The organism is Cryobacterium lyxosi, from assembly GCF_004403345.1.
In the GTDB taxonomy this organism is placed as follows: Bacteria; Actinomycetota; Actinomycetes; order Actinomycetales; family Microbacteriaceae; genus Cryobacterium; species Cryobacterium lyxosi.
Genome location: NZ_SOGT01000011.1, coordinates 118,744 through 143,283, shown reverse-complemented (window position 1 = coordinate 143,283; position 24,540 = coordinate 118,744). Strand labels below are relative to the sequence as shown.

30 protein-coding genes and 4 tRNA genes are annotated in these 24,540 nt (G+C 62.1%); 18 read left to right on the top strand and 16 right to left on the bottom strand.

Translation table 11 applies throughout. The features are described from left to right. Positions 1-160: 160 nt before the first annotated feature. From secF to thrS, 12 genes are all read right to left on the bottom strand, one after another. Positions 161-1,174 (bottom strand): protein translocase subunit SecF, encoded by a 1,014-nt coding sequence (gene secF / locus E3T27_RS08750; RefSeq protein WP_104197921.1) that lies wholly within the window; start codon positions 1,172-1,174, stop codon positions 161-163. Continuing rightward, entirely contained in the window at positions 1,174-2,895 is a 1,722-nt protein-coding gene (secD, locus tag E3T27_RS08745; RefSeq protein ID WP_104197920.1) for a protein translocase subunit SecD, read from the bottom strand. Before secD ends, secF begins: the two co-directional genes overlap by 1 nt. Positions 2,896-3,012: 117 nt before the next feature. Further along, positions 3,013-3,399: a preprotein translocase subunit YajC gene (gene yajC, locus E3T27_RS08740; protein WP_104197919.1), complete on the bottom strand. Its 387-nt coding sequence runs from the start codon at positions 3,397-3,399 to the stop codon at positions 3,013-3,015. Between the two features lie 113 nt (positions 3,400-3,512). After that, the gene (ruvB, locus tag E3T27_RS08735; RefSeq protein ID WP_174722204.1) at positions 3,513-4,544 is read right to left on the bottom strand and encodes a Holliday junction branch migration DNA helicase RuvB; all 1,032 of its coding nucleotides are present in this window, start codon (positions 4,542-4,544) and stop codon (positions 3,513-3,515) included. 14 nt (positions 4,545-4,558) lie between these two features. After that, positions 4,559-5,227: a Holliday junction branch migration protein RuvA gene (ruvA, locus tag E3T27_RS08730; protein ID WP_104197918.1), complete on the bottom strand. Its 669-nt coding sequence runs from the start codon at positions 5,225-5,227 to the stop codon at positions 4,559-4,561. Further along, entirely contained in the window at positions 5,224-5,850 is a 627-nt protein-coding gene (ruvC, locus tag E3T27_RS08725; protein ID WP_104197917.1) for a crossover junction endodeoxyribonuclease RuvC, read from the bottom strand. Before ruvC ends, ruvA begins: the two co-directional genes overlap by 4 nt. A 4-nt stretch (positions 5,851-5,854) precedes the next feature. Beyond that, entirely contained in the window at positions 5,855-6,619 is a 765-nt protein-coding gene (locus E3T27_RS08720) for a YebC/PmpR family DNA-binding transcriptional regulator (RefSeq protein ID WP_104129021.1), read from the bottom strand. A 128-nt stretch (positions 6,620-6,747) separates the two neighbouring features. Next, the gene (locus tag E3T27_RS08715) at positions 6,748-7,302 is read right to left on the bottom strand and encodes a DUF1697 domain-containing protein (RefSeq protein WP_104197916.1); all 555 of its coding nucleotides are present in this window, start codon (positions 7,300-7,302) and stop codon (positions 6,748-6,750) included. A 75-nt stretch (positions 7,303-7,377) separates the two neighbouring features. Beyond that, positions 7,378-8,004, bottom strand: a complete 627-nt coding sequence (pdxT, locus tag E3T27_RS08710) for a pyridoxal 5'-phosphate synthase glutaminase subunit PdxT (RefSeq protein ID WP_104197915.1) — start codon at positions 8,002-8,004, stop codon at positions 7,378-7,380. A 26-nt stretch (positions 8,005-8,030) separates the two neighbouring features. Further along, a complete protein-coding gene (gene pdxS, locus E3T27_RS08705; protein WP_104197914.1) occupies positions 8,031-8,933 on the bottom strand; it encodes a pyridoxal 5'-phosphate synthase lyase subunit PdxS in 903 nt (300 codons plus the stop codon). Between the two features lie 101 nt (positions 8,934-9,034). Then, the gene (locus tag E3T27_RS08700) at positions 9,035-9,643 is read right to left on the bottom strand and encodes an HIT family protein (RefSeq protein ID WP_104197913.1); all 609 of its coding nucleotides are present in this window, start codon (positions 9,641-9,643) and stop codon (positions 9,035-9,037) included. A 1-nt stretch (position 9,644) separates the two neighbouring features. After that, a complete protein-coding gene (gene thrS, locus E3T27_RS08695) occupies positions 9,645-11,588 on the bottom strand; it encodes a threonine--tRNA ligase (protein WP_241992200.1) in 1,944 nt (647 codons plus the stop codon). Between the two features lie 225 nt (positions 11,589-11,813). Here thrS and E3T27_RS08690 point away from each other — a divergent pair, with 225 nt between their 5' ends. From E3T27_RS08690 to E3T27_RS08625, 15 genes are all read left to right on the top strand, one after another. Continuing rightward, positions 11,814-12,896, top strand: a complete 1,083-nt coding sequence (locus tag E3T27_RS08690; protein WP_134572274.1) for an Ig-like domain-containing protein — start codon at positions 11,814-11,816, stop codon at positions 12,894-12,896. A 376-nt stretch (positions 12,897-13,272) separates the two neighbouring features. Beyond that, positions 13,273-14,454: a tyrosine-type recombinase/integrase gene (locus E3T27_RS08685; protein WP_134572273.1), complete on the top strand. Its 1,182-nt coding sequence runs from the start codon at positions 13,273-13,275 to the stop codon at positions 14,452-14,454. A gap of 87 nt (positions 14,455-14,541) precedes the next feature. Beyond that, a complete protein-coding gene (locus tag E3T27_RS08680) occupies positions 14,542-14,898 on the top strand; it encodes a hypothetical protein (RefSeq protein ID WP_134572272.1) in 357 nt (118 codons plus the stop codon). Positions 14,899-15,372: 474 nt separating this feature from the next. Further along, entirely contained in the window at positions 15,373-15,588 is a 216-nt protein-coding gene (locus E3T27_RS16540) for a helix-turn-helix domain-containing protein (protein WP_166786159.1), read from the top strand. Further along, complete coding sequence (locus E3T27_RS08670) at positions 15,589-16,002, top strand: hypothetical protein (protein WP_134572270.1); 414 nt, start codon at positions 15,589-15,591, stop codon at positions 16,000-16,002. Beyond that, the gene (locus E3T27_RS08665; protein ID WP_241992183.1) at positions 15,999-17,375 is read left to right on the top strand and encodes a DUF3631 domain-containing protein; all 1,377 of its coding nucleotides are present in this window, start codon (positions 15,999-16,001) and stop codon (positions 17,373-17,375) included. The genes E3T27_RS08670 and E3T27_RS08665 overlap by 4 nt, the downstream gene beginning before the upstream one ends. After that, on the top strand, positions 17,372-17,632 hold the full coding sequence (locus tag E3T27_RS08660; RefSeq protein ID WP_134572269.1) for a hypothetical protein: 261 nt from the start codon (positions 17,372-17,374) through the stop codon (positions 17,630-17,632). Before E3T27_RS08665 ends, E3T27_RS08660 begins: the two co-directional genes overlap by 4 nt. Positions 17,633-17,696: 64 nt before the next feature. After that, entirely contained in the window at positions 17,697-18,383 is a 687-nt protein-coding gene (locus tag E3T27_RS08655; protein ID WP_166786158.1) for a tail fiber domain-containing protein, read from the top strand. Next, positions 18,380-18,709: a hypothetical protein gene (locus E3T27_RS08650; RefSeq protein ID WP_134572267.1), complete on the top strand. Its 330-nt coding sequence runs from the start codon at positions 18,380-18,382 to the stop codon at positions 18,707-18,709. The genes E3T27_RS08655 and E3T27_RS08650 overlap by 4 nt, the downstream gene beginning before the upstream one ends. Before the next feature lie 4 nt (positions 18,710-18,713). Beyond that, positions 18,714-18,944 (top strand): hypothetical protein, encoded by a 231-nt coding sequence (locus E3T27_RS08645; protein ID WP_134572266.1) that lies wholly within the window; start codon positions 18,714-18,716, stop codon positions 18,942-18,944. 1 nt (position 18,945) lies between these two features. Beyond that, positions 18,946-19,455, top strand: a complete 510-nt coding sequence (locus E3T27_RS08640) for a hypothetical protein (RefSeq protein WP_134572265.1) — start codon at positions 18,946-18,948, stop codon at positions 19,453-19,455. Next, positions 19,455-19,697: a hypothetical protein gene (locus E3T27_RS08635; protein WP_134572264.1), complete on the top strand. Its 243-nt coding sequence runs from the start codon at positions 19,455-19,457 to the stop codon at positions 19,695-19,697. Before E3T27_RS08640 ends, E3T27_RS08635 begins: the two co-directional genes overlap by 1 nt. Positions 19,698-20,074: 377 nt before the next feature. Further along, positions 20,075-20,443, top strand: a complete 369-nt coding sequence (locus E3T27_RS08630; RefSeq protein WP_198416513.1) for a P27 family phage terminase small subunit — start codon at positions 20,075-20,077, stop codon at positions 20,441-20,443. 104 nt (positions 20,444-20,547) lie between these two features. Next, complete coding sequence (locus E3T27_RS16535) at positions 20,548-20,718, top strand: hypothetical protein (RefSeq protein WP_166786157.1); 171 nt, start codon at positions 20,548-20,550, stop codon at positions 20,716-20,718. Further along, positions 20,705-20,971: a hypothetical protein gene (locus tag E3T27_RS08625; protein WP_134572263.1), complete on the top strand. Its 267-nt coding sequence runs from the start codon at positions 20,705-20,707 to the stop codon at positions 20,969-20,971. Before E3T27_RS16535 ends, E3T27_RS08625 begins: the two co-directional genes overlap by 14 nt. Positions 20,972-21,729: 758 nt before the next feature. Here E3T27_RS08625 and E3T27_RS08620 read toward each other — a convergent pair. The 3 genes from E3T27_RS08620 to E3T27_RS08610 all read right to left on the bottom strand — a co-directional run bounded on the left by E3T27_RS08620 (position 21,730) and on the right by E3T27_RS08610 (position 22,063). Continuing rightward, a tRNA-Val gene (locus E3T27_RS08620) sits at positions 21,730-21,801 on the bottom strand. 43 nt (positions 21,802-21,844) lie between these two features. Beyond that, positions 21,845-21,918, bottom strand: a tRNA-Cys gene (locus E3T27_RS08615). A gap of 73 nt (positions 21,919-21,991) precedes the next feature. Beyond that, positions 21,992-22,063, bottom strand: a tRNA-Gly gene (locus E3T27_RS08610). Positions 22,064-22,298: 235 nt separating this feature from the next. On the opposite strand from E3T27_RS08610, the gene E3T27_RS08605 reads away from it, so the two are divergent. The 3 genes from E3T27_RS08605 (at position 22,299) to E3T27_RS08595 (ending at position 23,848) form a co-directional block, all read left to right on the top strand. Continuing rightward, a tRNA-Val gene (locus tag E3T27_RS08605) sits at positions 22,299-22,374 on the top strand. Positions 22,375-22,448: 74 nt separating this feature from the next. Next, positions 22,449-23,162 (top strand): M50 family metallopeptidase, encoded by a 714-nt coding sequence (locus E3T27_RS08600; protein ID WP_134572262.1) that lies wholly within the window; start codon positions 22,449-22,451, stop codon positions 23,160-23,162. Positions 23,163-23,197: 35 nt separating this feature from the next. Continuing rightward, entirely contained in the window at positions 23,198-23,848 is a 651-nt protein-coding gene (locus E3T27_RS08595) for an SDR family oxidoreductase (RefSeq protein ID WP_134572261.1), read from the top strand. A gap of 53 nt (positions 23,849-23,901) precedes the next feature. Here the strand turns inward: E3T27_RS08595 and E3T27_RS08590 are convergent, their stop codons facing one another. Then, positions 23,902-24,480, bottom strand: coding sequence for a hypothetical protein (locus E3T27_RS08590; RefSeq protein ID WP_134572260.1), 579 nt, complete (start codon positions 24,478-24,480; stop codon positions 23,902-23,904). Positions 24,481-24,540 lie beyond the last annotated feature (60 nt).

Here is a 24,540-nt window from a genome sequence, read left to right as displayed (position 1 = left end):
CACCTCGTACTTCACGCTCTGCAGGGGCGGGTGTGCGTACTGTCAATTATGCCGGTTCTCTGAGGCTCGCCCTTACGCCCCCAGCGATCACGTCTCGTTCACACGCAAAAGCGGCCGACCCGAAAGGGCCGGCCGCTTCTCGTCGTGCACGTTCCGGCGGCTACACCGTGACGCTCTCCGCGCTTGGAGCTGACGCCTTGGCGCGAGCGGCGAGGGCTTTCTTGTCGTGCTTACGAATGACATCCTCACCATTTCGCAGCTGGGCATACATCGGTGACGCAATGAAGATGGTCGAGTAGGTGCCGACCAGGATTCCGATAAGCAAGGCGAGAGAGATGTCGCGCAGGGTACCGGCGCCCAGAACGAACGCACCGATGAACAAAATGGATGCCACGGGCAGGGCCGCCACGACGGAGGTGTTGATGGATCGCACGAGTGTCTGGTTGACCGCGAGGTTGACCGACTCAGAGAAGGTTCGGCTTGAACCTGACCCGTCGAAATTCGTGTTCTCGCGAATCTTGTCGAAGACAACGACGGTGTCGTAGAGCGAGTACCCGAGGATCGTGAGAAATCCGATCACGGCCGCTGGCGTGATTTCAAAACCGGTTATTCCATAGAAGCCGGCGGTGATCACGAGGTCGTGCAGTAGGGCGACCATTGCCGCAACGGACATCTTCCAGGTACGGAAGTAGATCGCCATGATGATTCCGGCCAGCACGAGGAACACGACCAGGGCACGAAGAGCCTGCCCGGTGATGTCCTGCCCCCAGGTCGCACCGATAAACGAGGTGGCGACTTCAGCGACGGGAACGTCGTAAGCGGTTGCGAGAGCGTCTCGCACGCTCGTCGTCTCCGCTTCCGACAGCTGGTCGGTCTGCACCCGGACGCCGTCGTTGCCGATCGTGGAGACCTTCGGGATGGCATTTGGAACGACGCTGGCGACGGCATCCGTTGCCGTGGTCTCTGACTGGCTGGTCGTTTGCGAGACAACGAACTCGCTGCCCCCGGTGAATTCGATACCGAAGACGAAGCCGCCGCGCAACAGGAACGGACCGACCAAGGCAATGAGGACCATTCCCCCGGCGATCAAGTACCAGAGCTTTCGACGCCCGACGATATCGAGCGAACGAGCGCCCGTATAGAGGTCGTTTCCAAATTTCGAGAAGCTAGCCATCAGGAATCCTTCCCGTTAGTCGATCGTTCAGTGCTGCTGCTTACGAGCTCGGAAGCTTTACGCTCGGCGATGGTTTGTCGCTTCGCTGCCTCTTTGCTCGAGGATGAGACCTTGGAGGCGGACATCGACGCCGATGGTTCGAATCGGGCCCGTCCCCGGTAGACGGCGCCGAGTGCTCGCGGATCAAGCCCGCTGAGTTTGTGGCCCTCATTGAAGAATTTCGTCTGCGCGACCAGCTGCAGCATCGGGTGCGTGAACAAGCTGACCACGAGCAGGTCGACGACCGTCGTGAGGCCAAGCGTCAGCGCGAAACCGCGCACGTTGCCGACGGCGAGCACGAACAACACGGCAGCGGCAAGAAAATTGACGACGTCAGAGGCGACGATGGTGCGGAAAGCCCGCTTCCAGCCGGCCTCGACCGAGGACTCCAACCCGCGACCGTCACGCAGTTCATCGCGGACACGTTCGAAGTACACGATGAACGAGTCGGCGGTGATACCAATAGCCACGATCAAACCGGCCACACCAGCCAGAGACAGGCGATAGCCCTCGCGCCAGGACAAGATGGTGATGAGCAGGTAGGTGATCACCGCAGCCACGCCGAGTGATGCAACCGTGATCAGGCCGAGAAGACGGTACTGCGCGAGCGAGTACAAGACCACGAGGATCAGGCCGATCAGGCCGGCGATCAGCCCGTTGACCAGCTGGGTCGACCCGAGCGTCGCCGAAATGGTGTCTTGGCTCTGCACGGTGAAGCTGATCGGAAGGGCACCAAACTTGAGCTGGTCGGCCAGGGCCTTAGAACTGTCCTGGTCGAATGACCCGGTGATCTGTGGCTTGCCATCGAGGATGGCGCCCTGGGTGGCTGGCGCAGAGATGACACGGCCATCGAGCACAATCGCGAACTGGTTCTGCACACCGGTGAGGTCGAATAGCCGGGTCGTGACGTCAGCGAACTTCGTGGTTCCATCATTGTTGAAGACGATATTGACAGCCCACTCGCCGGTGGTTGCACCGTTTTGCGTCGTGACCTGGCCGTTGGTCGCGTCGGCGATCGTGGAACCGTCTACTTCGACCGGACCCAGGATGTACTTGACGGAGCCATCTGTTTCGCAGGTGATCAGGGGCTGGTCGGCCGGTGCCACGTTGGTGGTATTGATTTTGCTGCAGTCGAAGGCGTCGTACTCGGCCTGGAGCGCTGGGGTGACGTAGTTCAAGTCGCTTGCGTTGGTCGGCGCCACGGCGGGAGTGGTCGACAGGCTCGGATCGACCGGAGCTTGCGGCACCGGCGTTGCCGTTCCGTCAGCACCGACGGTCTGGCCGGACGGCTGACCGGCGACGAGCACCGCCCGAAACTCGAGCTTCGCTGACGACTTGATGCGTTCCAGGGTGGCGTCATCGGGCGTACCGGGGATCGACACGACGATGTTTCGTCCGCCCTGAGTGTTGACCTCCGCCTCGGATACCCCCGACGAGTTGACACGCTGGCGAATGATACCCACGGCTTCAGTGAGCTGCTCCGACGTCACTGTTGCGCCACTCTCAACCCGGGGGGCGAGGATGATCTGTGTTCCACCCTCAAGGTCAAGGGCCAGTTTCGGCGTCCATGATCCGTTCTGGGTCAGCACCCCAAAAGCGTTGAGGGCGATCAGACCGACGATAATCACGCCAAGCCAGGTCAGGGAACGCCAGGCCTTCTTGACCGGAGACGACTTAGCCACCTATGAACTCAGCTTTCTGTTGGCGCCCACGCCAACATGCGTGGGCGCGCCGCGTGATGCAGTACGTGCGTTGTGCTAACTATGGTGCCAAGCGAAGTATTACCTAAAAGTGAGAAACTACGCGTCACCCTTTTTGGGCTGTTCAGTGGTGTCGGTGTCTACGTCGGCAACACGCTGGCCGAATTCCGGCTCGGTGAGCGAGTCGATGCTATCAACATTTGAGTCCTCAGAAACGTCGACGACAACCGGCTCCACCACACGGGCGATGGTCTGACGGTGAATTTCGACGATGACGCCGGGGGCGATCTGCAGCTCGACTTTGTTGGCCTCTTCATCGATAGCGATGATCGTGCCGTACATGCCGAAGTTGGTCATGACGTCCGCGCCGGCAACCATGGTGGCCTGCAGCGCTTCCTGGTCTTTTTTGCGCTTGCGGCCGTTTCGGAACATGAAGAAGACGAGGACGGCCAAAACCGCCAACATAACGAGAGTCAATGAATCCATAAAACTGTATTACCTTTCGATTGCGGCACGAGTGGCCGAAGCTTGTGATGGGGGCCCGATTTACGGGAACGCGCCTACTGGATTAGAGCTGTAGGCACACGGGCCAAATTGAATTATAGGTCAAGAAGGGTCGCACTGCCCTGAGGAGAGGTCAGACCGAAATGTTGCCACGCTGCGCTGGTGGCAACTCGACCTCGCGGGGTGCGCGTGAGAAATCCTATCCGCACCAGAAACGGCTCTACGACCGCCTCCACCGTTTCGGACTCTTCACCGACGGACACGGCCAGAGTGTTGAGCCCTACCGGCCCGCCCCCGAACCGGGTCAGGATGATCTTCATCACCTCGCGGTCGAGGCGGTCGAGGCCGATCGCATCGACGTCATAGAGTTCGAGAGCCGCGTGCACCGCCGCAATGTCGGCCGCTCCCCCGTGCACGAGCGCATAGTCCCGTACCCGACGCAGCAGGCGATTCGCGATGCGCGGCGTGCCGCGGCATCGCCCAGCGATCTCAGCGAGAGCATCCTTTTTGATCGGCAGGCCGATCAAGTGTGCTGCCCGAGCGAGTACTTGTTCGAGCTCGCTCTGAGCGTAGAACTCGAGATGGGCGGTGAAACCGAATCGGTCGCGCAAGGGGTTCGGCAGCAGCCCGGACCGGGTAGTAGCGCCGACCAGGGTAAACGGGGCCAGTTCGAGCGGGACCGAGGTAGCGCCGGCGCCCTTGCCGACCATGATGTCGATGCGAAAGTCCTCCATGGCGAGGTAGAGCATCTCTTCGGCGGAGCGAGCCATACGGTGGATCTCGTCGATGAAGAGTACCTCGCCGGGCACCAGGGACGACAGCACGGCCGCGAGATCGCCGGCGTGTTGAATGGCCGGACCGCTCGACATGCGCAGCGGACGATTGCCCTCGTAGGCGACGATCATGGCCAGGGTGGTCTTGCCGAGGCCGGGAGGGCCGGCCAGAAGGATGTGGTCGGGTGTGCGATTCTGCATCGTGGCGGCAGTCAGCAGCAGCTGCAACTGCCCACGCACCTTCTTCTGGCCGACGAATTCGGTCAGACTCGCCGGGCGCAGGGCGCCCTCGAACGCCAGCTCTGACTCGCTTTCCAGCGCGGGGTTGACCAGCTGGACGGCCGGGTTCTCGATGGATGGATCGGTTGTCACGAGCGAGCCGTTCCGGTGCTCGCTGCGGCCGCCGCACCGGTAACGTGATGCGCTGCCGGTCCAAGCCGGCCGAGGGCTAACCGGAGCACAGCGGCAACCGCCGGCGGCGCGGAGTCTGTGCCGGCGGCATCCCCCAGCTCGGACAGGGTCTCGTCGACCGCCTCCGCCGCGACCCGCTCCGACCAGCCGAGGCCGATCAGTGCAGCCAGCACGCTGGCTGCAACCGAGGCGGGCCCACGTGTTCGGGTTGGAGAAGTTGCCGCCGTCACAGCGAGTTTGCCGGCCAGGGAGAGCACGATAAGTTTTGCCGTTTTCGGTCCGATGCCACTGACCTTGCGGAACACGCCGTCGTCATCACCGGCGACAGCCTGCGCGATCTGGTTGGGGGTGAGCACCGCGAGCACGCCGAGAGCGGACTTGGGGCCCACACCGGTCACACCGACGAGCAGTTCGAAGACGGCGAGCTCATCGCCGCTCGGAAAGCCATAGAGCGTGAGCGAATCCTCGCGCACGATGAGTACGGTCACCAGCCGGGCTTCCTCGTCGATGCGCAGGCCGAGTGCGGTGGCCGGCGTCACCTGCACGGCGAGACCGACACCGCCGACCTCGATCACGACGGTTGAGCCGACAGCTGAGCGGACAGGGCCACGTACGGAGGAGATCACCGCTTAAGACTACGGGGCACCACCGACACTGCTGGCACCGATTTGCGTTCGGCGTCGCGCCACGCTTTCTGGGCTGGGGTGAGCGCTCCGGGCATGATGGCGGCCGCTTTCACCGAGGTGACGGTCGGCAGAGTGCCACCGGATGCCCCGGTACGCCAGGCATGGCAGATCGCGAGGGCGAGGGCATCCGCTGCGTCGGCTGGTTGGGGAATCTCGGTGAGCCCCAGGATGCGCGCGACCATAGTGCCGACTTGTTTCTTGTCGGCGGCACCATAGCCGGTGATGGCCGCCTTCACTTCGCTCGGGGTGTGCAGGGTTACCGGCAGACCGCGCTTCGCGGCGAGCATCAGGGCGACACCGCTGATCTGCGCGGTGCCCATGACGGTGCGCACGTTGTGCTGGGCGAAGACGCGTTCAATAGCAATGAATTGGGGCCGATGGCGGTCGAGCATGTCTTCCAAGCCCTGGGCCAGGAGCAGCAGACGCTGCTCCAGGGGCAGGTCGGGTGCGCTGCGCAGCACCGTCACATCCACCAGGCGAGCCGAGCGGTTACCCTCGACGTCGACCACGCCCACACCGCAACGGGTGAGGCCCGGATCGATGCCGAGAACCCGTACCGCCATCGAATTACTCGGACTCGCTCGCGAGTGCGGCCTGCACCTCAGCCGACAGGTCGTAATTGGAATACACGTTCTGCACGTCGTCGAGATCTTCCATGGCGTCGATCAGGTGGAACACCTTACGGGCCGTTTCGGCGTCGACCTCGATCTTGAGCGAGGGAATGAACGCGATATCCGCTGACTCATAGTCGATTCCGGCGGCCTGCAGCGCGGTGCGGGTAGCGACAAGGTCGCTCACATTGGAATGGATCTCGAAGGTCTCACCCTCGTCAATGACCTCTTCGGCGCCGGCATCGAGAACGGCAAGCATGATGTCGTCTTCGGTGAGCGTCGGCAGGTGCTTGACCACAACGACGCCCTTGCGGTGAAAGTTGTAGGCGACGCTGCCCGGATCAGCCATGGCCCCACCGTTGCGGGCCATCGCGGTGCGCACCTCGGCCGCTGCGCGGTTTTTATTGTCGGTGAGGCACTCGATCATGATCGCGACACCGTGAGTGGCGTAGCCCTCGTACATGATGGTCGTGTAGTCGACCTGCTCGCCCGACAGGCCGGCACCGCGCTTGACCGCGCGGTCGATGTTGTCGTTGGGTACCGAGGTCTTCTTGGCCTTCTGAATGGCGTCGACCAGCGTCGGGTTACCCGAGAGGTCAGCGCCGCCCAATCGAGCCGCAACCTCGATGTTCTTGATGAGCTTGGCGAACGCCTTGGCCCGCCTGGAGTCGGTGACCGCCTTCTGGTGCTTGGTGGTGGCCCATTTGGAATGCCCGGACATACATCTCCCGTTGTTGTGCTCGATCGTTTGGACGTGGTGCAGCAGGCGCGGGGGCCCCTGGCCATTTGGCCGTTATGCTGCGGGCGCCGGCTGTGCGTGGTCGGTGCACGCGTAAGTGCTCAAGCAGTCTATCCCGGTGTGAGTTCCAGCAGCTTGTGCAGAGTGTGCAGGTTGCGGGTGGTCGTCGTGTTGCGGTACTTGAGCTTGGCACTCTTCTTGCTGAAAGCACTCTTGATGCCGACCGACTTGCGAACCTCCCAGTAGAGCACACCATGGCCGAGTTCGATGCGTTCCTCGGCGGCCTCGAGTTCTTTGCGGTGTCCGGCGAGCTCGCTGAGATGTCCCGGGTCGGAGGAGAACATCACATATGGATGCCAGCCGTCGCGGTCCGCGTCGAAGGGGTACGCGCGAACGATCCGGTCGAGGGATTCGGCGTCGACGAGCACGATCCACGCCTCGTAGTCAAACCGAGCGGCCAGGGCCTTCTCGATGCGGGCCTTGAGCGCGGCAGCATCCGTCTTATCAACGAGCGGACTGTCGATACTGAAGATCACATTGCCACTTGCCAACACGGTTTTGACGTCGGTGTAACCGAGTTCGTGGAATGTTTCAGCAAGATCCGTCATGGCTATGGTGATGCCGTTGACGTTGATGCCACGGAGCAGTGCTACATATCGGGTCATCGTTGACCACCGGTTGTCTGAGTCATGTCTGAACCCTAGCCACACTCGCGCACCCGGCACAATTAAGCCGACTTCTCACCGTGCGGCGGAAATCACTTTCTGCAGGAAATACTGGTGAAAACGATATTCGCCGGTGATTTCCGGGTGAAAGGAGGTTCCGAGCAGGTTTCCTTGCTCGACAGCGACGCAGCGCCCGTCATCGAGGGTGGCCAGCGCGGTCGCCCGCGCACCGATGGTCTCCACGACCGGCGCTCGAATGAACACGGCATGCACCGGCTGCTGACCGAGCACCGGAATGTCAAGGTCGGTCTCAAAGGAGGCCGTCTGCGACCCGAAGGCGTTGCGGCGCACCACGATGTCGAGTCCGCCGAGACTCTGTTGACCGTTCATACCGTCGATAACCGTATCGGCAAGCATGATGAGGCCGGCGCACGTACCGTAGACCGGCAATCCGCCCCGAATGGCGGCCTTCAGCGGCTCGGCGAGACCGAACGTGCGGGCCAGTTTGTCCATGACGCTCGATTCACCGCCCGGGATGACCAGACCGTCGATTCGGTCGAGTTCTTCCGGGCGGCGTATCGGGTCGACGTGAGCGCCGAGTTCGCGCAACACGTGCGCGTGCTCGCGAAAATCGCCCTGCAGGGCGAGCACCCCGACCCGCAGACCTGCCGGTAGAGCGGTTTCTGCCGGTCGGGTGCGCATGGAGAGGATCGTCACGAACCGCTCAGTTACCAGCCGCGGGTCGAGAGGAGGTGCGGCGCAGGAATGTCCGACACGTTGATGCCGACCATGGCTTCGCCGAGGCCACGCGAGACATCTGCGATGACCTTGGCGTCGTCGTAGAAGGTGACGGCCTTGACGATGGCTGCTGCGCGCTGCTCGGGGTTGCCCGATTTGAAGATGCCGGAGCCGACGAAAACGCCGTCAGCGCCGAGTTGCATCATCATTGCAGCGTCAGCCGGGGTGGCCACGCCTCCGGCGGTGAACAGCACGACGGGCAGCTTACCGGTGGAGGCGATCTCGGCGACGAGCTCGTAGGGTGCCTGCAGCTCCTTGGCGGCGACGTACAGTTCGTCGCGACTGAGCGAGGTGAGACGCTTGATCTCGCCGTTGATGGTGCGGATGTGCTTGGTGGCTTCGGAGACGTCGCCGGTGCCGGCCTCTCCCTTGGAACGGATCATGGCCGCGCCCTCATTAATCCGGCGAAGCGCCTCCCCGAGGTTGGTAGCACCGCAGACGAAGGGAATGGTGAAATTCCACTTGTCGATGTGGTTCATGTAGTCGGCCGGGCTGAGCACCTCGGACTCATCGATGTAGTCAACGCCGAGCACTTCAAGAATCTGCGCCTCGACGAAGTGGCCGATACGAGCCTTGGCCATGACCGGAATGTTGACCTCCGCGATGATGCTGTCGATGAGGTCAGGGTCGCTCATCCGGGCTACGCCACCCTGTGAGCGAATGTCGGCGGGAACGCGTTCAAGAGCCATGACGGCGACAGCGCCGGCGTCTTCAGCAATACGAGCCTGGGCAGCGGTGACGACGTCCATGATGACGCCGCCCTTGAGCATTTCGGCGAGTCCACGCTTGACGCGGCTCGAACCGAACTGCTCGGCGGAGGTTGATTTAGTCATAATACGATTGTATTCCTTGCACGGTGGTGGTCTGGTCGGCGGCTGGTGCACTGACAGGGTAAGACCGGGCGCGCACCAACATGCGTCCAGTGTGAATCGAGTTAGCGGGTCGCCGCAGCGGGCTTTACGATGCTGGGCCAGCCGTCAGCGATTTCGCGCCGCACGTCGCCGAGCAGGCGCGGAATGGCCTTGGTGCCGGCGATGATCGGAAAGAAATTCGAGTCGAGGGCCCAACGCGGCACGATGTGCTGGTGTAGGTGCTCGGCGATACCCGCCCCGGCGATGCGCCCCTGATTCATGCCGATGTTGAATCCGTCACAATTAGACACCTGCGTCAGAACCCGCATGGCGATCTGCGTGAGTTCGCCGATCTCGGCGACCTCCGCCGGTGTGGCCTGGTCGTAGGTGGCGACGTGCCGATACGGGCAGACCAGCAGGTGACCGCTGTTGTACGGAAATAGGTTGAGCAGCACGTAAGCATGGGTACCGCGCGCCACGATCAGCGCCTTCTCATCGTCCAGCCCCGGAGCGATGCAGAACGGGCAGTCATCCGGGTGCGGCTGCTGCCCATCCTGGATATAGACCATCCGATGCGGCGTCCAGAGCCGTTGGAAGGCATCCGGAACCGCCGCGAACTCTGCAGCGGTTTCGCTCGCACCCGCGTCGCCAGTGTCCGAGCCGCGCAGCCGATCGTCCGGAATTTCCGTCATGCTACGCCTGTACTTCGGCCGCGATCGGGGCAACTGGGCTCGTGGTGACCTGGGCGCGGTTCTCGATCGATTCCACAATGAGGCGCACGGCCTCGGCGACCGGCACGCCATTTTGCTGCGTACCGTCACGAAAACGAAAACTCAGCGCTCCATTGGCCTGGTCGTCTTCGCCCACAATGAGCTGGTAGGGCACCTTGGCTTTGGTGTGGGTGCGAATCTTCTTCTGCATGCGGTCGTCGGAATGGTCGACCTCAGCGCGCACGCCAGCCTTCTTCAGGGTGGCGATCACGTCGTCGAGGTACGGGCCGTACTGCTCGGAGACGGGGATACCGACGACCTGCACCGGCGCCAGCCAGACCGGAAACGCCCCGGCATAGTGCTCGGTGAGCACGGCGAAGAAGCGCTCGATCGAGCCGAATAGGGCGCGGTGGATCATGACCGGGCGCTGGCGGCTGCCGTCGTTCGCCGTGTATTCGAGGTCGAACCGTTCGGGCAGGTTGAAGTCGAGCTGAATGGTCGACATCTGCCAGGTGCGGCCGATGGCATCGCGGGCCTGCACCGAGATCTTGGGGCCGTAGAACGCCGCCCCGCCCGGGTCGGCGACGAGATCGAGACCGGATGCCTCCGCGACCTCACGGAGCGTCTCGGTGGCTTCGTCCCAGGCGTCGTCGCTGCCGACGAACTTTTTCGGGTCTTTCGTGGACAGTTCGAGGTAGTAGTCCTCGAGGCCATAGTCGGCGAGCAGCTGCAGCACGAAGTTGAGCGTACTGGTGAGCTCCTCTTTCATGCCTTCTTTGGTCGTGTAGATGTGGGCGTCGTCCTGAGTCATGCCGCGCACCCGGGTGAGCCCGTTGAGCACGCCGGACTTCTCGTAGCGGTAGACCGACCCGAATTCGAACAGGCGCATCGGCAGCTCGCGGTAGCTGCGGCCGCTGGACTTGAAGATGAGGTTGTGGAAGGGGCAGTTCATTGGCTTGAGGTAGTAGTCGACGCCCTGGCGGGTGACATGGCCGGTCTCGTCACGTTCCTCGTCGAGGTGCATCGGCGGGAACATGCCTTCGCGGTACCAGTCGAGGTGGCCCGAGGTCTCGAACAGTGTCGACTTGGTGATGTGCGGCGAGTAGACGAAGTCATAGCCGGCTTCAACGTGGCGCTTGCGGGAGTAGCTTTCCATCTCCTGACGGATGATGCCGCCCTTAGGGTGGAAAACGGCCAGGCCCGAGCCGATCTCCTCAGGAAAGCTGAACAGGTCGAGTTCGGCGCCGAGCTTGCGATGATCGCGCTTGGCGGCCTCTTCCTGGCGGGTTTGGTAGGCGCGCAGTTCGTCCTTGGTGGGCCAGGCGGTGCCGTAGACGCGCTGCAGCTGCGGGTTCTTCTCGGAGCCACGCCAATAGGCGGCGGCCAGCCGGGTGAGCGAGTAGCCGTTGCCGATCATGCGCGTATTGGGCAGGTGCGGACCGCGGCAGAGGTCTTTCCAGACTGTCTCCCCCGTCTTCGGGTCAACGTTGTCGTAGATGGTGAGTTCGGCGCCGCCGACCTCGACGGACTCGTTGTCTTCGGTGGTGGAGCCGCCCTTCAGCCCGATGAGTTCGAGCTTGTACGGTTCGGCAGCCAGTTCGGCTCGGGCTTCGTCATCGGTCACGACTCGGCGCACAAAGCGCTGCCCCTGACGAATAATGCGATCCATCGCTTTTTCCAGTGACTTCACGTCGTCCGGGGTGAACGGAACCTCGACGTCGAAGTCGTAATAGAACCCGTCGGTGATGGGCGGGCCGATGCCAAGCTTGGCGGTCGGGTTGACCGTCTGCACTGCCTGGGCGAGCACGTGAGCGGCGGAGTGGCGCAAAATGCTGAGGCCGTCGGGAGAATTTATGCCCACCGGTTCGACAACATCCGTTGGCAACACGCTGGCCGCCAGGTCTTTCAACTCACCATTGACGCGCATGGCGACAATGGATCGATCGGTGAAAAGCGCAAAGCCGTCAGCCACGTGTATAACTCCCTGTTGTTTGCCTACCCGTCAACTTTAGCGGCGTGCGCGGGTGCGCTCGTCGGTTGCGAGATCGCGACGCCGCGAAAACGCACGCCCGCACTTCTAGCCCCGCCGATATCGGAGTATCTTGTCCGTAATTTAGGGGGCCGATCACTACCGACCGCAAAGAAGCGATAAATGATACCTGCACCGCACCCATCCCATTCCAGCCATGCGGACGCGAGGCGCTCGTGGCGCTTTCCCGCTCTGGTATTACCGGCCGCCGTGATGCTCGGCGCCCTCATCGCCGCGCCGGCAGCATCGGCGGTAACGGATGCCCCGGCCCTTTCCACGGGGCGGGCCACGGTCAGTATCGTGGCCGGCACTTTCGATATTTATTTCGCCGGGCAGGCCGCGTCCGTTTATGGCGAGATCACGCCCACCGCCCCTGCCACAGGCGTCCCGACGGGGACTGTTCGGGTCGTCTCCCTCGAGCCGGGCAACCCCACCGAAACGCCGACGCTCCTGCCGAGCGACACGGCCGGTGTGTTCTACTCCGACGCTCATCCCAGCGTGGCCGGGACGCGCCAGTTTCGAGTGGACTACCTCGGGGATAAGAACTTTGCCCCGGCCTCGAAAACCTTCAACTACTTCGTGCCGACCGGTCCCGATACGAAAACGACGCTGACCGCGACGCCGTCCGGCACCATAACGGCCGGGCAGCGCATCACCTTCACGGCGAACGTCACGGACAGTCAGGGGCGCGCCCTAAACGGTGACCGATCAGGCGAAGAGATCACTTTCTACGACAACGGCCAGCCACTCGTTGGCAACCAGGTGTTCGGCGAATGGCATTCCACCCTGACTACGACGAGTCTGTCCGTGGGGGTGCACCGCATCACCGCCGAAAGTTTCGCCGTGTTCTACGAGTCGTCGACGTCGCCAGCGGTGACGGTCACGGTTCTGGCCAAGACCGCCAGGGCCAGCAAGGTCGCTGGAACGCTGACCGTGTCGCCGAGAGGTGAGGTCATTGTCGGCACCGCCGTCACGGCTGTGGCGAAATTCGCTCCGCGTTCCGGCACCGCCGTGGTGACCGGTTTCGTGCAGTTCTACGACGTGACAACGAAGGTCGGCACCCCGGTGGCGCTCAAGAACGGTTTAGCCACGTTCAGGTACGCGTCGCTCAAGGTCGGCGCTCACGTGCTGGTAGCCCGCTACCTGGGCACGCCGAAGTTCGCTCAGGCGTTGACCGTGCCGAAAATCGTACGGGTAGTTCGGTAGCAGGGGCTGTGACGTCGGAGTCCGGTCCTGTCCGGGCTCCGACCTCACACCGATTCCGTCGAGCGTTCACTCACGAAATCGGCGCCGAGGACCTCGCTGCTCCCGTGCCGGTCGTCGTGCGCCGAGCCTTCGGGCAGAAAAAAACCCCGGATGACCGGGGTTCTCGTTGAGGTGTAAATGTTCTGTGGGCGATACTGGGATCGAACCAGTCTCAGCGCTACTGGGATTTACCCCCGGGAACACGCGGAAATGCTCCCATTTAGACCGTATTCTCGGGGATTTCGCGTGCAATACGTTAGTGTCACTGTTAGATACAAGTAGACATGAAGTCACTTGCGATATTGCACGATATTGCACGAAATGGGGAGAATCCGGCATGGTCAAGAAAACAGTTACCCCTGCGCGAAAGACGCGGGAATCGTTCGGTGCATTCCGTATTCTTCCCTCCGGTCGCATCCAGGCGAGTTACACCGGACCGGACGGCAAGCGGTACAACGCTCCACAGACCTTCGACAACAAGACCGACGCGCGCGGCTGGCTCTCGATTCAACAGGCCAAGCTTCACACCGGGCAGTGGAGCCCGATGGACACCAGCCGAGCGGATGCCGCCAAGGGGGGCCGAGCCGAAACCCTCGAGACTTACGCCACGGAATGGCTCGGCACCCGCATGAACAGCCACGGCGAACACCTGCGGCCGAGAACCCGCGTCGAGTACGCCCGCCTCCTGCGCACCGCACTAGCGCCACTCTCCGGCGAGCGCTTGAACTCGATCACTTCCGAGATGATCCGCTCATGGAACGCCGATCAGCTCGAGGGCGGCACCAGAACGCAAGCCGCCCGAGCGTATGGGTTTCTCAAAGCGGTGCTGAATACCGCTGTCGAAGACGGGCGTATCACCGCTAACCCCTGCATCGTTCGCGGCGCCCAAAATGCGAAGACAGGCCGCAAGGTCGAGCCGCCGACGCCGGCCGAGCTGCAGAAGATCCTCGACGCCATCACGCCGCGCTACCGCGCAGCCGTCATCATTGCCGCATGGGGTGGATGCCGCTTCGGCGAACTCACCGAGCTTCGGCGCAAGGATCTCATTCTGACCAAGGAGGGCCGCACCGTCGCGAGCATTACCGTGAAAGTCTCGCGGGCCGTGACCAAGACGACGGGTGAGGGCTTCATAGTCGGCAAAACGAAGAGTGAGGCTGGCGTGCGATCGATCACGCTCCCGCCGCATGTTGTCGGAATCGTGGTCGACCACCTGAACGCAGATGTTCGACCCGGCCCCGAGTCGCTGCTCTACCCGGCGACGGACGGCACGACCCACCTAGCTCAAAGCACATTCGCAAAGCACTGGTATCCGGCACGCAAAGCCGCGGGACGGAGCGACATGCCATGGCACGCTCTACGCCACTACGGAGCCACCAGGGCGGCACTCGCGGGCGCAACTCTCAAAGAGCTACAGGAGCGGCTAGGGCACTCGACAGTGGCCGCTGCAATGCGCTACCAACACACGGCAGGCCGTGACGCTGAACTAGCCCGACGCATGAGCGAGCTAGCAGAGATTTAGCCACCAGGGAGTGGTTAGAAAGTGCCCCCGAGCTGATCCAACAACTCGAGGGCAAGATCCGCAACACCAAGCAAGGAGAAACGAATCATGAACACTGTAGCCAATGTTGGAACCAACATGAACGACGCTTCACGCATCGAGCTCGAGAGACTATGGACCGCAGCGCAAAACACACCGTGCAAGTACGCCGAATGCACGGGTGAGGGCCATGAACATATACTGCCCGAATCCGACTGGTCGCACGAGGCCGTGAATGACAGCTTCGACGGGCGCACTGTGCTCGGCTCCATCTCTGATCGTCTGGGCACGTTCACTGGAGATATCAGTTTTGAGGGAACCGGTGAGATGACGGCCGCGGAGTTCAGGGCCGCCGCCGACACCTACGAGGCATTCCCCGCATGGCTGCGTAGCATGGCTGACCGGATGGACGCGCTCACCGCGTAACCATAATTCGAAGACGCTCCGGCCGCATTCGTGCGGTTCGGGGCGTTTTGCGTACCGCGACACGCCCAAGCGCAGAAACTTTTTCAAAAAAATGTTGTGCACGAGATCAGCTCAGAATTGTCGACACATGACGTCAATTCCTTACCGATGACGACGGCTTGCGATGGTTTCGCGACATTCCATAGAGGCTCATAGACATCCACAGACGTTTCCCGACATTCGGCTACGCATGACGACAAATGGAGAACTCCCGGCAACGTTTCGGGCGTTCATTGAGGTATAGCAAGTCGCTACCGCCCCTCCTGACCCGCCCTGTCGTTCTATTCGATCAGATGTCCCATGCAAACTATAGGTATCCCCGAGGGGTGTCGAACGCAAGGAATGTTTCGTGAGATTCAGACCGAATGTGAAACGCCCCCGACCGAGCGCCAACTCGAACCGGGGGCTGACCGAAACCCTTCGAGAGGAACGATCTTGTCCAACCCTAAAGCACGCCCCAGCAATACCCAAGAGACCCCACAATGGGTCACCATTCGGGATGCAGCCGAGCACTACCAGTGCAGCACGAAAACCATTCGCCGCTGGATCACTCAGGGCCTTATCGACGCCCAGCGAGTCGGACCCCGACTCATTCGCGTGAGCACGGCAAGTCTCGACACCCTCGGCCGCTCGCTCGCGTACACCGCGTAGGTGGCAGAGAGAAACCGGCCCCTGGCAATGGGACCGGCTCAAATTCTCGCGGGCAGCTCGAATGCTTTCAGCGTACAGCCCACCGCCCCGACCACGGCAGAACCCGCGGCACTGATCGGCGCCACCGTCGAGACCCGTCTCGCCGCCGAGCTCGCGCGACTTGTGGCCGACGAGATCACCCTCGACGCATTCACGCCCGCCCTACAGGGTTACGTGCTGCACGGTCACCGGCTCGCCCTCGCCTCGCTGCTCCCCGAGCTGACCCGCGCCGAGCAAGAGCGGGACCAAGCGAATTCTTCGGCTGATCGGTATTATGTCGCCGCATTCAATCCGCGTAAGCCGATACATATCGGCCCTTCATATCGTGAGCTCGAGAAAACCCGCCACGAGATCTACTCAGGCGGCGCCAAGTGAGCGCGGAAACATGGCAGACAGCCGCCCCGGGTACCGGAGTTACCGAGGTTACCGATTCCCGGGACAAAACGGGGGTGACCGGCGAACACCTTCTAAACGAGATCCAGACGTTTCTCGAACGGTTCATTGCCTACCCCTCCCCCGAGTCATCTGTAGCTCACACTCTCTGGATTGCTCACGCGCACCTCGTGGACGCCTTCGAGAACACCCCGCGTCTCGCTTTCCTCTCTCCGGAACCAGGGAGTGGTAAGAGCCGCTGCATGGAGCTCACAGAAGCTCTCACACCCCGCCCTGTCCTGTCGGTCAACTCCACTGTTGCTTACGTCTTCCGAAAGATCAGCGACGAGGCAGGACTCCCCACTCTGCTCATGGATGAAATCGACGCTGTATTCAGTGGAGGTAAGAGTGACGGAAACGAAGACCTACGGGGCCTGCTGAACTCTGGATATCGGAAGGGCGCCACTGCCGGCCGCGCTGCGATTCGCGGTAAGGAGATCATTACCGAGGAATGGCCGTCTTACTGCGCCGTGGCTCTCGCTGGACTCAACCAGTTACCGGACACTCTCATGACTCGCTCGATCGTCGTGCACATGAAGCGCCGAGCCCGCGGGCAGATCGTGGAACCGTACCGCCGCCGAGTAAATCAGCCGGAAGCCGTTGACCTAACTAGCTCCCTTGCGGTTTGGACCGAACAGATACGCACTCAGGTTGCGGATGCTTGGCCGGAACTCCCCGAGGGGATCGAAGACAGGGACGCGGATATCTGGGAGCCGATCCTAGCCATCGCGGATGCCGCAGGCGGTCACTGGCCGATCACTGCTCGTGATGCCGCTGTGCTCATGGTCGCGGAGTCTCAGAAGAAGCCCGCCACGCTCGGTATCAAACTGCTCGCCGATATCCGTCTCGTGATGGGTGACGCTGACCGGATCAGCACCGTGGAATTGCTCGCGGGCCTCCACGGCATGGAAACGGCACCGTGGGCAAACATTAAGGGCGAACCGATCGACTCGCGGTTCCTCGCCAAGGTGCTCGGCAAATACGACATCACCACCAACAACACATTCAAGATCAACGGTGTCTCAGTGAAGGGGTACCAGACACACCACTTGTTCGACGCATTCGAGCGCTACCTGCCCGCCCCTGTTGTTACCGAACTCGGTAACTCCGGTAACCCCGGTAACGACGAGGCCGAACGTGTTGCAAATGCAACACCCGCCGAGTTGGTACCTGAGGTACCACCTGCCCCCGTCACCTGTACAGTTCTGGATACCTGCCGAGTCTGCGCCGCTCCCCTGCTCGCCCCGGCCTCGAAACTCGCGGGTATCTGTGGGAAACGGAACACCGAGCACGACGCCGAGCGGATCGCATCGTGAGCCGCGCCACGGACGCTTACACCCGGCTACAGGTCGCTATGACCTCAAGCGATCCGGCGTGCCAACAAGACACCCGGTTCACCGACGACGACCAGGCAATAGGCGAACTCGCGCCGATCTGCCGAGCGTGCCCGCTGTACGACGGGTGTGCCACCTATGCCGAGCTCGACCGGCCACTAGGTGGAGTTTGGGCAGGCAAGCGCTACCGCATCAACAACAAATCAACGCACGATAAATCACTCACCAAGGAGAAATGACATGGCCAACCCCGGCTCAATCGGCTCAGCAATGCCCGCAAGCGAAGACACACAGGTGAGGCGCGTGGCAGACCTCGAGCGGTTCGTGCGCGAGCTCGGCCCGAGTATCGCTCAGTCGTTCGCCCCTGTCATCAAGAAGGCGAATGACACCCTCGACCTGGCAAACGCGACCATCGCCACTGTCAGCGAGCTCTCCGCCCGCGTAGACGCGACCCTCGTCAATATCGACACGACAGTGCAGACCTCAATCTCGGCCAACTCGATGACGACCGCGGCGATTCAGTCACTCGTCGCAGCCCCGCCCGCTGTCGCGTCAACTGGCGCAGTTTCCGGCACCACCGGAACATTCCCCACCGGAGTGTCCTCAACGGGTGTCTATACCAAGCTCCTAACCTATGGCGGCGGCTACAAGGCCCAGTATGTCCACGTAGACGGCACGATGGGCTATGTGCCCTCGTCTCGCCAGTTCAAACAGGACATCACGCCGGCAACGCTCGACCCGGCACTACTCACCGCGCTACAGCTCGTCACATTCCGCTATATCGACGCCGTGGACAACCTGGGAGATCAGGCAGAAACGGAGCTCGGCCTCATTGCCGAAGACGTGCACGCGCTCGGCCTCCACTGGCTCGTCGACTACGACGCCGAGGGCAAGCCGACCGGCCTCAAGTACGAACGCCTCGCGCTGCTCATGATCCCCTGGGCACAGTCCATCGAGGCCCGCTTGCAAGCCCTCGAGGTGCCCTCTTGAGCATCACCACAAGCTCGCGGGGCTGGCCCGCAGACCACGGCCCCCTCGTAACCCTCATAGCGCTCGGACTGCACGACGACCCAACCCAGCGGCCCAACTGGCTCCACTACCCCCGCACCGAGACCAGAGAGCGTGTCGAGAGCTACCACGCCTCGACCAAGTACCTCAACCGGCACTCACTGCGGGCGCTGGCATCCCTCACCCTCGAAGGCTGGCTCGTGTACATCGACCCCGAAATCGAGCACGCCTCACTGCGTATCAAGGTCATGGCCGAGCACGCCACAACGTTTCATCCCACCGAGCAAGACCAAGAAATCAAGGAGTAACAGCATGGACATCATCAACCTCGAGGGCCTCGGCGAAGACCCCGAAACCATTCGCAAGAATCGCCGCGTCACCTCCATCGCCAAGACCTACACCGAGAAGGTCGTCAAGGAACGCGAGCAGATCGAGCAGGCACTCAAGGCCGGGCTCACGCTTAGCGCCCACACGCTCATGAGCGCCGGCTATGCCGACACCGCAAAAGCAGCATTCGCCGAACTTAACCAGAAGGACAACTAACATGGCCGCCGTAAAGAACACCACCCCCGCCACCGCCGACGAACTACACGCCGCCCTCGCTGCAATTGAAGCGCAAGAGCGGATCGAGCAGGAGCGCCAAGCCTCGGTCATTCAGCAGGCACGGGCCGCACGGGCACAGAAGTCCTACGACGCCGCACGGGCAATGGAGGAAGAACTACAAGCGACTGGAACCGTACGCTATGAGGCAGCCGTCGCAGCAGCAGTCACCGGCGATCTCAACGGTGCCTATTCTGAATTCGTCGGCTACCTCGGCACGATCTCGGCACGTCGCCTCGCACGGTCAGATGCACAATCCGCAGCGCACCTCCTCGGCCGCGAGCCACACACCAACGCCGACCTCGCCTATCGTCCCCAGCCCTTTAGCGATTTCATCGACTCGAACCAGCACAAGGCAGTCGAGGCCAGCGCAAACATCACGGTCACCGCGTACATCGAGCCCGACATTGACGACATCGAAGCGGCCATCGCTTACCTCGAACAGGTGAAGTAATGGCGCACGACATCACCGACCCCGGCCCTGATGGGACATACCCATACCTGCCCCGCAATGCCGACGGCACGATCAACACCAGGCTCGTACCCATCGGCATTGAACGCTCGAAGCAGCGGGACGTGCAGGGGCGGAAGATGGAACTGCGCATGATGCCGCGACTAAGCGACGGGCGACCCATCACCGCAATCGCGCCGCTACCAGCAGGGCAAACCGAGAACGATCTACTGCCCCGCAAGTAGGCCCGCAACACGGGGCCGGTTCACACGACGAGCCGGCCCCACCCGCGGTGCCAACAGAGCGGCAGGCATGGCTCTATATCCCTTGCCCCAGCAACCACGGCCCCCGGGCGGCACAGTGCCTATCTCCCCCCGGTTTTTTTTCCACAGAGATAAGAGATCGGCATGGGGCCTATAACCCCAAGCGCCCAAACAGATGAACGGGCGACATAGGGCCTGACAGTCTGTATGAATTCCAAACCTTTCTCACGCGCGCGAGGCAATGGGGCCTATACCCCGGGGGTACCCCTCTTGCGCCACTGGGCGACTAGGCACATATCTCTCACACCAGGCGAAACAAAGAGCCCCTTTGACGCCTCAATCCCAATTAGGACCCCGAAATGAATGAAACGAAACCCCCCGAAACTGGCTCGAAACTGGCTGTCCCGCGTGGCCTCAATAGTTCGGGCAGAAAGCTTTGGGACGTTGCCACAACCGAGTTTGACTGGGCCCACCACGAGCTGGCAATGCTCGAGGAAGGATGCCGAACCCGTGACCGTATCGTGCAGCTCGACGCGGCCGTTGCCACGGAAGGCCTCATGATCGAAAGTAGCCAGGGCAGCCGGCTACACCCCGCAATCGCCGAGGCTCGACAGCAACGTCTGACCCTTGCCCGGCTGCTCGTGTCACTCGGCATCCCCGCGCTCGAGGGCGACGACCTCCCCGCCAGTCGCGGCGTTCGCGGCGTTTACGGCAAGGGTCGCCGCTGATGGTCGTGCGGCGAAAGTCCCGCCAGTCGGTCAGTCGGCCCGGGCACCTGGCAGCGTTTATTCCTGGCGCGGGCGTTTCCGCGAAAGCTTGGGGTGACGAGCTCATGAAATGGGCAGACGACTGCAACGTTGAGGCGTTCGGCTCGTTGGATGCGGCCACGAGCTACCACCGCAACAACTGGCCGGCATCGCTGGCCGTCGCACCGTCCATGATTGATGCCTGCATCGAAGCACTGGAAGCACTCGACCGGGAGGCACCCTATGGTCGTTCGTAAGCGTCGCAACGTTATGTCTGACCATCCGGTGAAGATGACACGTTTTGACCTCTCAGAATGGCCTGAGCCGCCTGTTGAGGCGTTCGCAGCGTGGCGGGTGGAGTACTTGACGTACTGGCGCCACGAGAGACATCCGAGCGGAATCTACGGACTGCTGGGGACCATTCAGGCGGCGCGGTTACTTGTCACCACTGGCGAAGTGCGCGACCCGGAAGTGTTGGCACGCAAGAAGGCCGACCGAGCCTGGCACTGACCCTCGTGCACGGCGTGAACCTCATCGCACGTAAGGACGTGCAGGATGGATGAACGCGAGCCCCCTTCCAAGTTATGATCTGCCAGCGCCGCAACTGCCCCTCGATATCCTGACCGGATGCCGGGGGGTTTTTGCGTGCCCGACTGCCCCGCTCGTGCGTATAAGCTCAACCCCTAGTGCCCTCGTCGCCTCCCCCAGGCCGACGGGGGCACTATTTGTGTTCGGGGAGCAATCCCTCGACATTCCCGCGCTCGTGCGTGAGCGGGCATCGTCGCGCCAGCCACAGGGTACGCGTGTATAACGCACCCTCGCGGACGTACTGGGTGAAACCCCGATGCGGTTGGAGCGGGACACTCGGCAGGCGCTCGTGGCTGAACTGCACGAGCAAGGGATGAGCACTCGGGCCATCGCACCGATAGTGGGCGTGAGCCAGTCGTCAATTCGAGACGACCTCAAGGTGAGTAGTAACTACTCACCTGCCCCCGAGCCGTCTGCCGATCCTGAACCTGCCGACTACTGGTCGCCCGATGAATCATTCGTCGGCGCTCACCCGGTCACCGGGTACTCAGATTGGAGCACCTGCCGATGACCCACCTACCGCGTAGGGCATCCGCTTGTCGGCAGATCACGCCCGCGACACGCCCGAGTTGAGCCCGCCGCACCGTTCGGGGGGTCTGCTCGCGTGAAACGATATTGCACGTATATTGCACGGTCTGTTTTGGGCACAAAAAAACCCCGTTTGACCGGGGCTTTTACTGTGGGCGATACTGGGATCGAACCAGTGACCTCTTCCGTGTCAGGGAAGCGCGCTACCGCTGCGCCAATCGCCCAAGATTCTGGGAACTACCTATTCTTCAGGACGTGCACAAAGAATGGAGGTGGATACGGGATTCGAACCCGTGTTAACGGCTTTGCAGGCCGCTGCCTCGCCTCTCGGCCAATCCACCATGTGGGTTCACACCATATGGGTTCATACCAAACGAATTGGAACCGGTCTTTCGACCGATTCCAGTTCATTCGAGCGGATGACGAGATTCGAACTCGCGACCCTCACCTTGGCAAGGTGATGCGCTACCACTGCGCCACATCCGCAACTGTCCGCATTTCTGCGTACTTGGAGACTCTAGCCGAATAGCAAGACGGAAACCAAACCGAGCTGTTTACGGCGTGTTGCGTCGGTCGGCGCGACGGCCTGCCGAGACCTATCTGGTGGCCGCGCACGGCACGCGCGCCACTCCCGGTGCGGTCTCGATGTGCGGCGGCGCGCCAGACTGGGCTAGTATCAAAAGTCGCACGACAAGCCTTGGCTGTCGTGCGAAAAGCACTTGGGCGATTGGCGCAGCTGGTAGCGCGCTTCCTTCACACGGAAGAGGTCGTGGGTTCAAGTCCCGCATCGCCCACCAAGAAAACCCCCGTTCACCGGGGGTTTTTTCTTGTTCACCGCCTCGCGCGGTCGGGGCAACCTAGTCTGAGGGACATGGACGTACTCCTCGACATCTGGCAACGCATAACGACACCACATGCCATGCTGGAACCGCTCATTGCCTGGCTAACCGTGGCAGCAGCTGCTGTGATCGTGGTCTTTCCTCCGATGTGGCGCCTGGCGCGACACGTCATCACGATCGTGCACGAGGGCGGGCACGGTATCGTCGCCGTGCTGAGCGGGCGGCGATTGGGCGGCATCCGCTTGCATTCGGACACTTCCGGGCTCACCGTGAGTCGAGGACGCCCGACCGGCCCCGGCATGATCTTCACCCTGCTGGCCGGCTACCCGGCCGCAGCGCTGCTCGGCCTCGGCGCGGCCTGGTTACTCAGTTTGGGCTACGACGTGGGCCTCCTATGGGCACTTCTCGTGCTGCTGGCATTGCTGCTCATACAGATCCGCAACTGGTTCGGGCTCTGGTCGGTTGCCGTCACCGGCGCCGTCGTGTTCAGTGTCTCCTGGTTTGGGTCGCCCCAGGTGCAGGGTGTGTTCGCGCTGTTGGTCACCCTGGTTCTCCTTTTCGGCTCGCTGCGCACGTCTTTCGAACTGCAGCAATCCCGGTCGCGTCGGGGCGGCTCCTCGTCGGACGCCGACCAATTGACGAGACTCACCCACCTTCCGGGTATTTTCTGGGTGGCCGTTTTCATCGTCGCGCAAGTGGTCTGCGTTGCCCTGAGCGCCCGGCTGCTCGGCTTTGTTCGAATCTAGGACTCGCTTTCAGTCAATCGTGGGAGGCTGAATGCATGACAAAAATAGCGATCATCGGTGGACACGGAAAAGTTGCCCTCCACCTGGCCCGTTTGCTCACGACTGCGGGACACGACGTCTCCTCGCTCATCCGCAACCCCGAACACGTCGACGACGTCACGGCGACCGGTGCAACGCCGCTCGTAGCGGATGTCGAGCACCTGTCGGTGGATGAGATGACCAAAGCGCTCGCTGGGCATGATGCGGTGGTCTGGTCCGCCGGCGCCGGCGGAGGAAGCGCAGAGCGCACGTACGCGGTGGACCGGGACGCGGCCATCCGCTCGATGGATGCCGCCGCTCAAGCCGGCATCAACCGTTACGTGATGGTGTCGTATCTGGGATCACGTGCCGATCACGGAGCCTCACCCGACAACGGCATGTTTGCCTACTATGAGGCCAAGGCTGCCGCCGATGACTATCTGCGCGCCACCTCGTTGAACTGGACCATTCTCGGACCGAGCACGTTGACCCTGGCCGCCGCGACGGGCTCCATCAATGTGGGCTCGAAAGCGACTGGTGACACCTCACGCGAGAACGTGGCGCTCGTTGCGGCGGCCGTGCTGGCCGACGACAATACCGTGGGCGCGTTCATTGAATTCGCCGACGGCGACGTGCCGATCGGCGAGGCCATAGCCGCTATCCACTAACAGGGCCAGAAGCTCACAGGCCCAGAAGCTCACAGGCCCAGAAGCTAACAGGCTCAGAAGCCGAAGTCGCCGCCACCAAAATCGCCACCGAAATCTCCGCCGGAGTCGCCGCCCGCATCGCTCGCGGAGTCCGCGTTGGTTTCGGTGTTGGCGTCTGCGCCGGCATCCGTACCGCCGCCATCCATCGGCATAAAGGCGCTGACCAGTGCCGAACCAATGACGAATCCGGCAACGGTGCCAAGCAGTGAGCTGCCCATCATGCCGCCGAAGCCCATTCCGTTCTGTCCGTTCTGGCTTCCAAACGAGCGCGTCAGCGTTCCAGGCTGACGCAATTCAGCCCGGGTCGCGGCTTGGGCGAGCGTGGCCGGTGCGGCGTCCGCCGGGCGTTCGCTCGGTTCGACGTTCTCGGTGAGTTGGCGAAAGAGAATGTTGCGCTGCTCGTCAGTCAATTTTGAGAACGCTTCGCTGTGCACCTGTTCGATGGTTTCGGGTGGTGCCGTGCGCAGCAGGTACTGGTAGCGCTCGACCGCGATCTCATCCTCGCTGCGCGTGGGGGCGCCGGTCGAACGGTTTGACCTGTTGTCCGTGGGTGATTGCTCCTTGCGGCCCAGCAGAAAGTCAAGAAATCCCATGGTGTATTGCTCCTCTTGTGGATTTGTCTGTGACGATCATTTTTCCAGATTTTTCTGAGT

Excerpts from the sequence above, each read along its gene's own strand:
- E3T27_RS08645 (WP_134572266.1), top strand. The coding sequence starts at position 18,714 with ATGGACATCATCAACCTCGAGGGCCTCGGCGAAGACCCCGAAACCATT.
- pdxS (WP_104197914.1), bottom strand. The coding sequence starts at position 8,933 with ATGACTAAATCAACCTCCGCCGAGCAGTTCGGTTCGAGCCGCGTCAAG.
- E3T27_RS16535 (WP_166786157.1), top strand. The coding sequence starts at position 20,548 with ATGAAATGGGCAGACGACTGCAACGTTGAGGCGTTCGGCTCGTTGGAT.
- pdxT (WP_104197915.1), bottom strand. The coding sequence starts at position 8,004 with ATGCGCACCCGACCGGCAGAAACCGCTCTACCGGCAGGTCTGCGGGTC.
- secF (WP_104197921.1), bottom strand. The coding sequence starts at position 1,174 with ATGGCTAGCTTCTCGAAATTTGGAAACGACCTCTATACGGGCGCTCGT.
- E3T27_RS08600 (WP_134572262.1), top strand. The coding sequence starts at position 22,449 with ATGGACGTACTCCTCGACATCTGGCAACGCATAACGACACCACATGCC.
- E3T27_RS08635 (WP_134572264.1), top strand. The coding sequence starts at position 19,455 with ATGGCGCACGACATCACCGACCCCGGCCCTGATGGGACATACCCATAC.
- E3T27_RS08700 (WP_104197913.1), bottom strand. The coding sequence starts at position 9,643 with ATGACGGAAATTCCGGACGATCGGCTGCGCGGCTCGGACACTGGCGAC.
- yajC (WP_104197919.1), bottom strand. The coding sequence starts at position 3,399 with ATGGATTCATTGACTCTCGTTATGTTGGCGGTTTTGGCCGTCCTCGTC.
- E3T27_RS08595 (WP_134572261.1), top strand. The coding sequence starts at position 23,198 with ATGACAAAAATAGCGATCATCGGTGGACACGGAAAAGTTGCCCTCCAC.
- E3T27_RS08720 (WP_104129021.1), bottom strand. The coding sequence starts at position 6,619 with ATGTCCGGGCATTCCAAATGGGCCACCACCAAGCACCAGAAGGCGGTC.
- E3T27_RS08625 (WP_134572263.1), top strand. The coding sequence starts at position 20,705 with ATGGTCGTTCGTAAGCGTCGCAACGTTATGTCTGACCATCCGGTGAAG.
- E3T27_RS08715 (WP_104197916.1), bottom strand. The coding sequence starts at position 7,302 with ATGACCCGATATGTAGCACTGCTCCGTGGCATCAACGTCAACGGCATC.
- E3T27_RS08630 (WP_198416513.1), top strand. The coding sequence starts at position 20,075 with ATGAATGAAACGAAACCCCCCGAAACTGGCTCGAAACTGGCTGTCCCG.
- E3T27_RS08690 (WP_134572274.1), top strand. The coding sequence starts at position 11,814 with ATGATACCTGCACCGCACCCATCCCATTCCAGCCATGCGGACGCGAGG.
- E3T27_RS08680 (WP_134572272.1), top strand. The coding sequence starts at position 14,542 with ATGAACACTGTAGCCAATGTTGGAACCAACATGAACGACGCTTCACGC.
- E3T27_RS08590 (WP_134572260.1), bottom strand. The coding sequence starts at position 24,480 with ATGGGATTTCTTGACTTTCTGCTGGGCCGCAAGGAGCAATCACCCACG.
- E3T27_RS08685 (WP_134572273.1), top strand. The coding sequence starts at position 13,273 with ATGGTCAAGAAAACAGTTACCCCTGCGCGAAAGACGCGGGAATCGTTC.
- E3T27_RS08640 (WP_134572265.1), top strand. The coding sequence starts at position 18,946 with ATGGCCGCCGTAAAGAACACCACCCCCGCCACCGCCGACGAACTACAC.
- ruvC (WP_104197917.1), bottom strand. The coding sequence starts at position 5,850 with ATGGCGGTACGGGTTCTCGGCATCGATCCGGGCCTCACCCGTTGCGGT.
- thrS (WP_241992200.1), bottom strand. The coding sequence starts at position 11,588 with ATGCGCGTCAATGGTGAGTTGAAAGACCTGGCGGCCAGCGTGTTGCCA.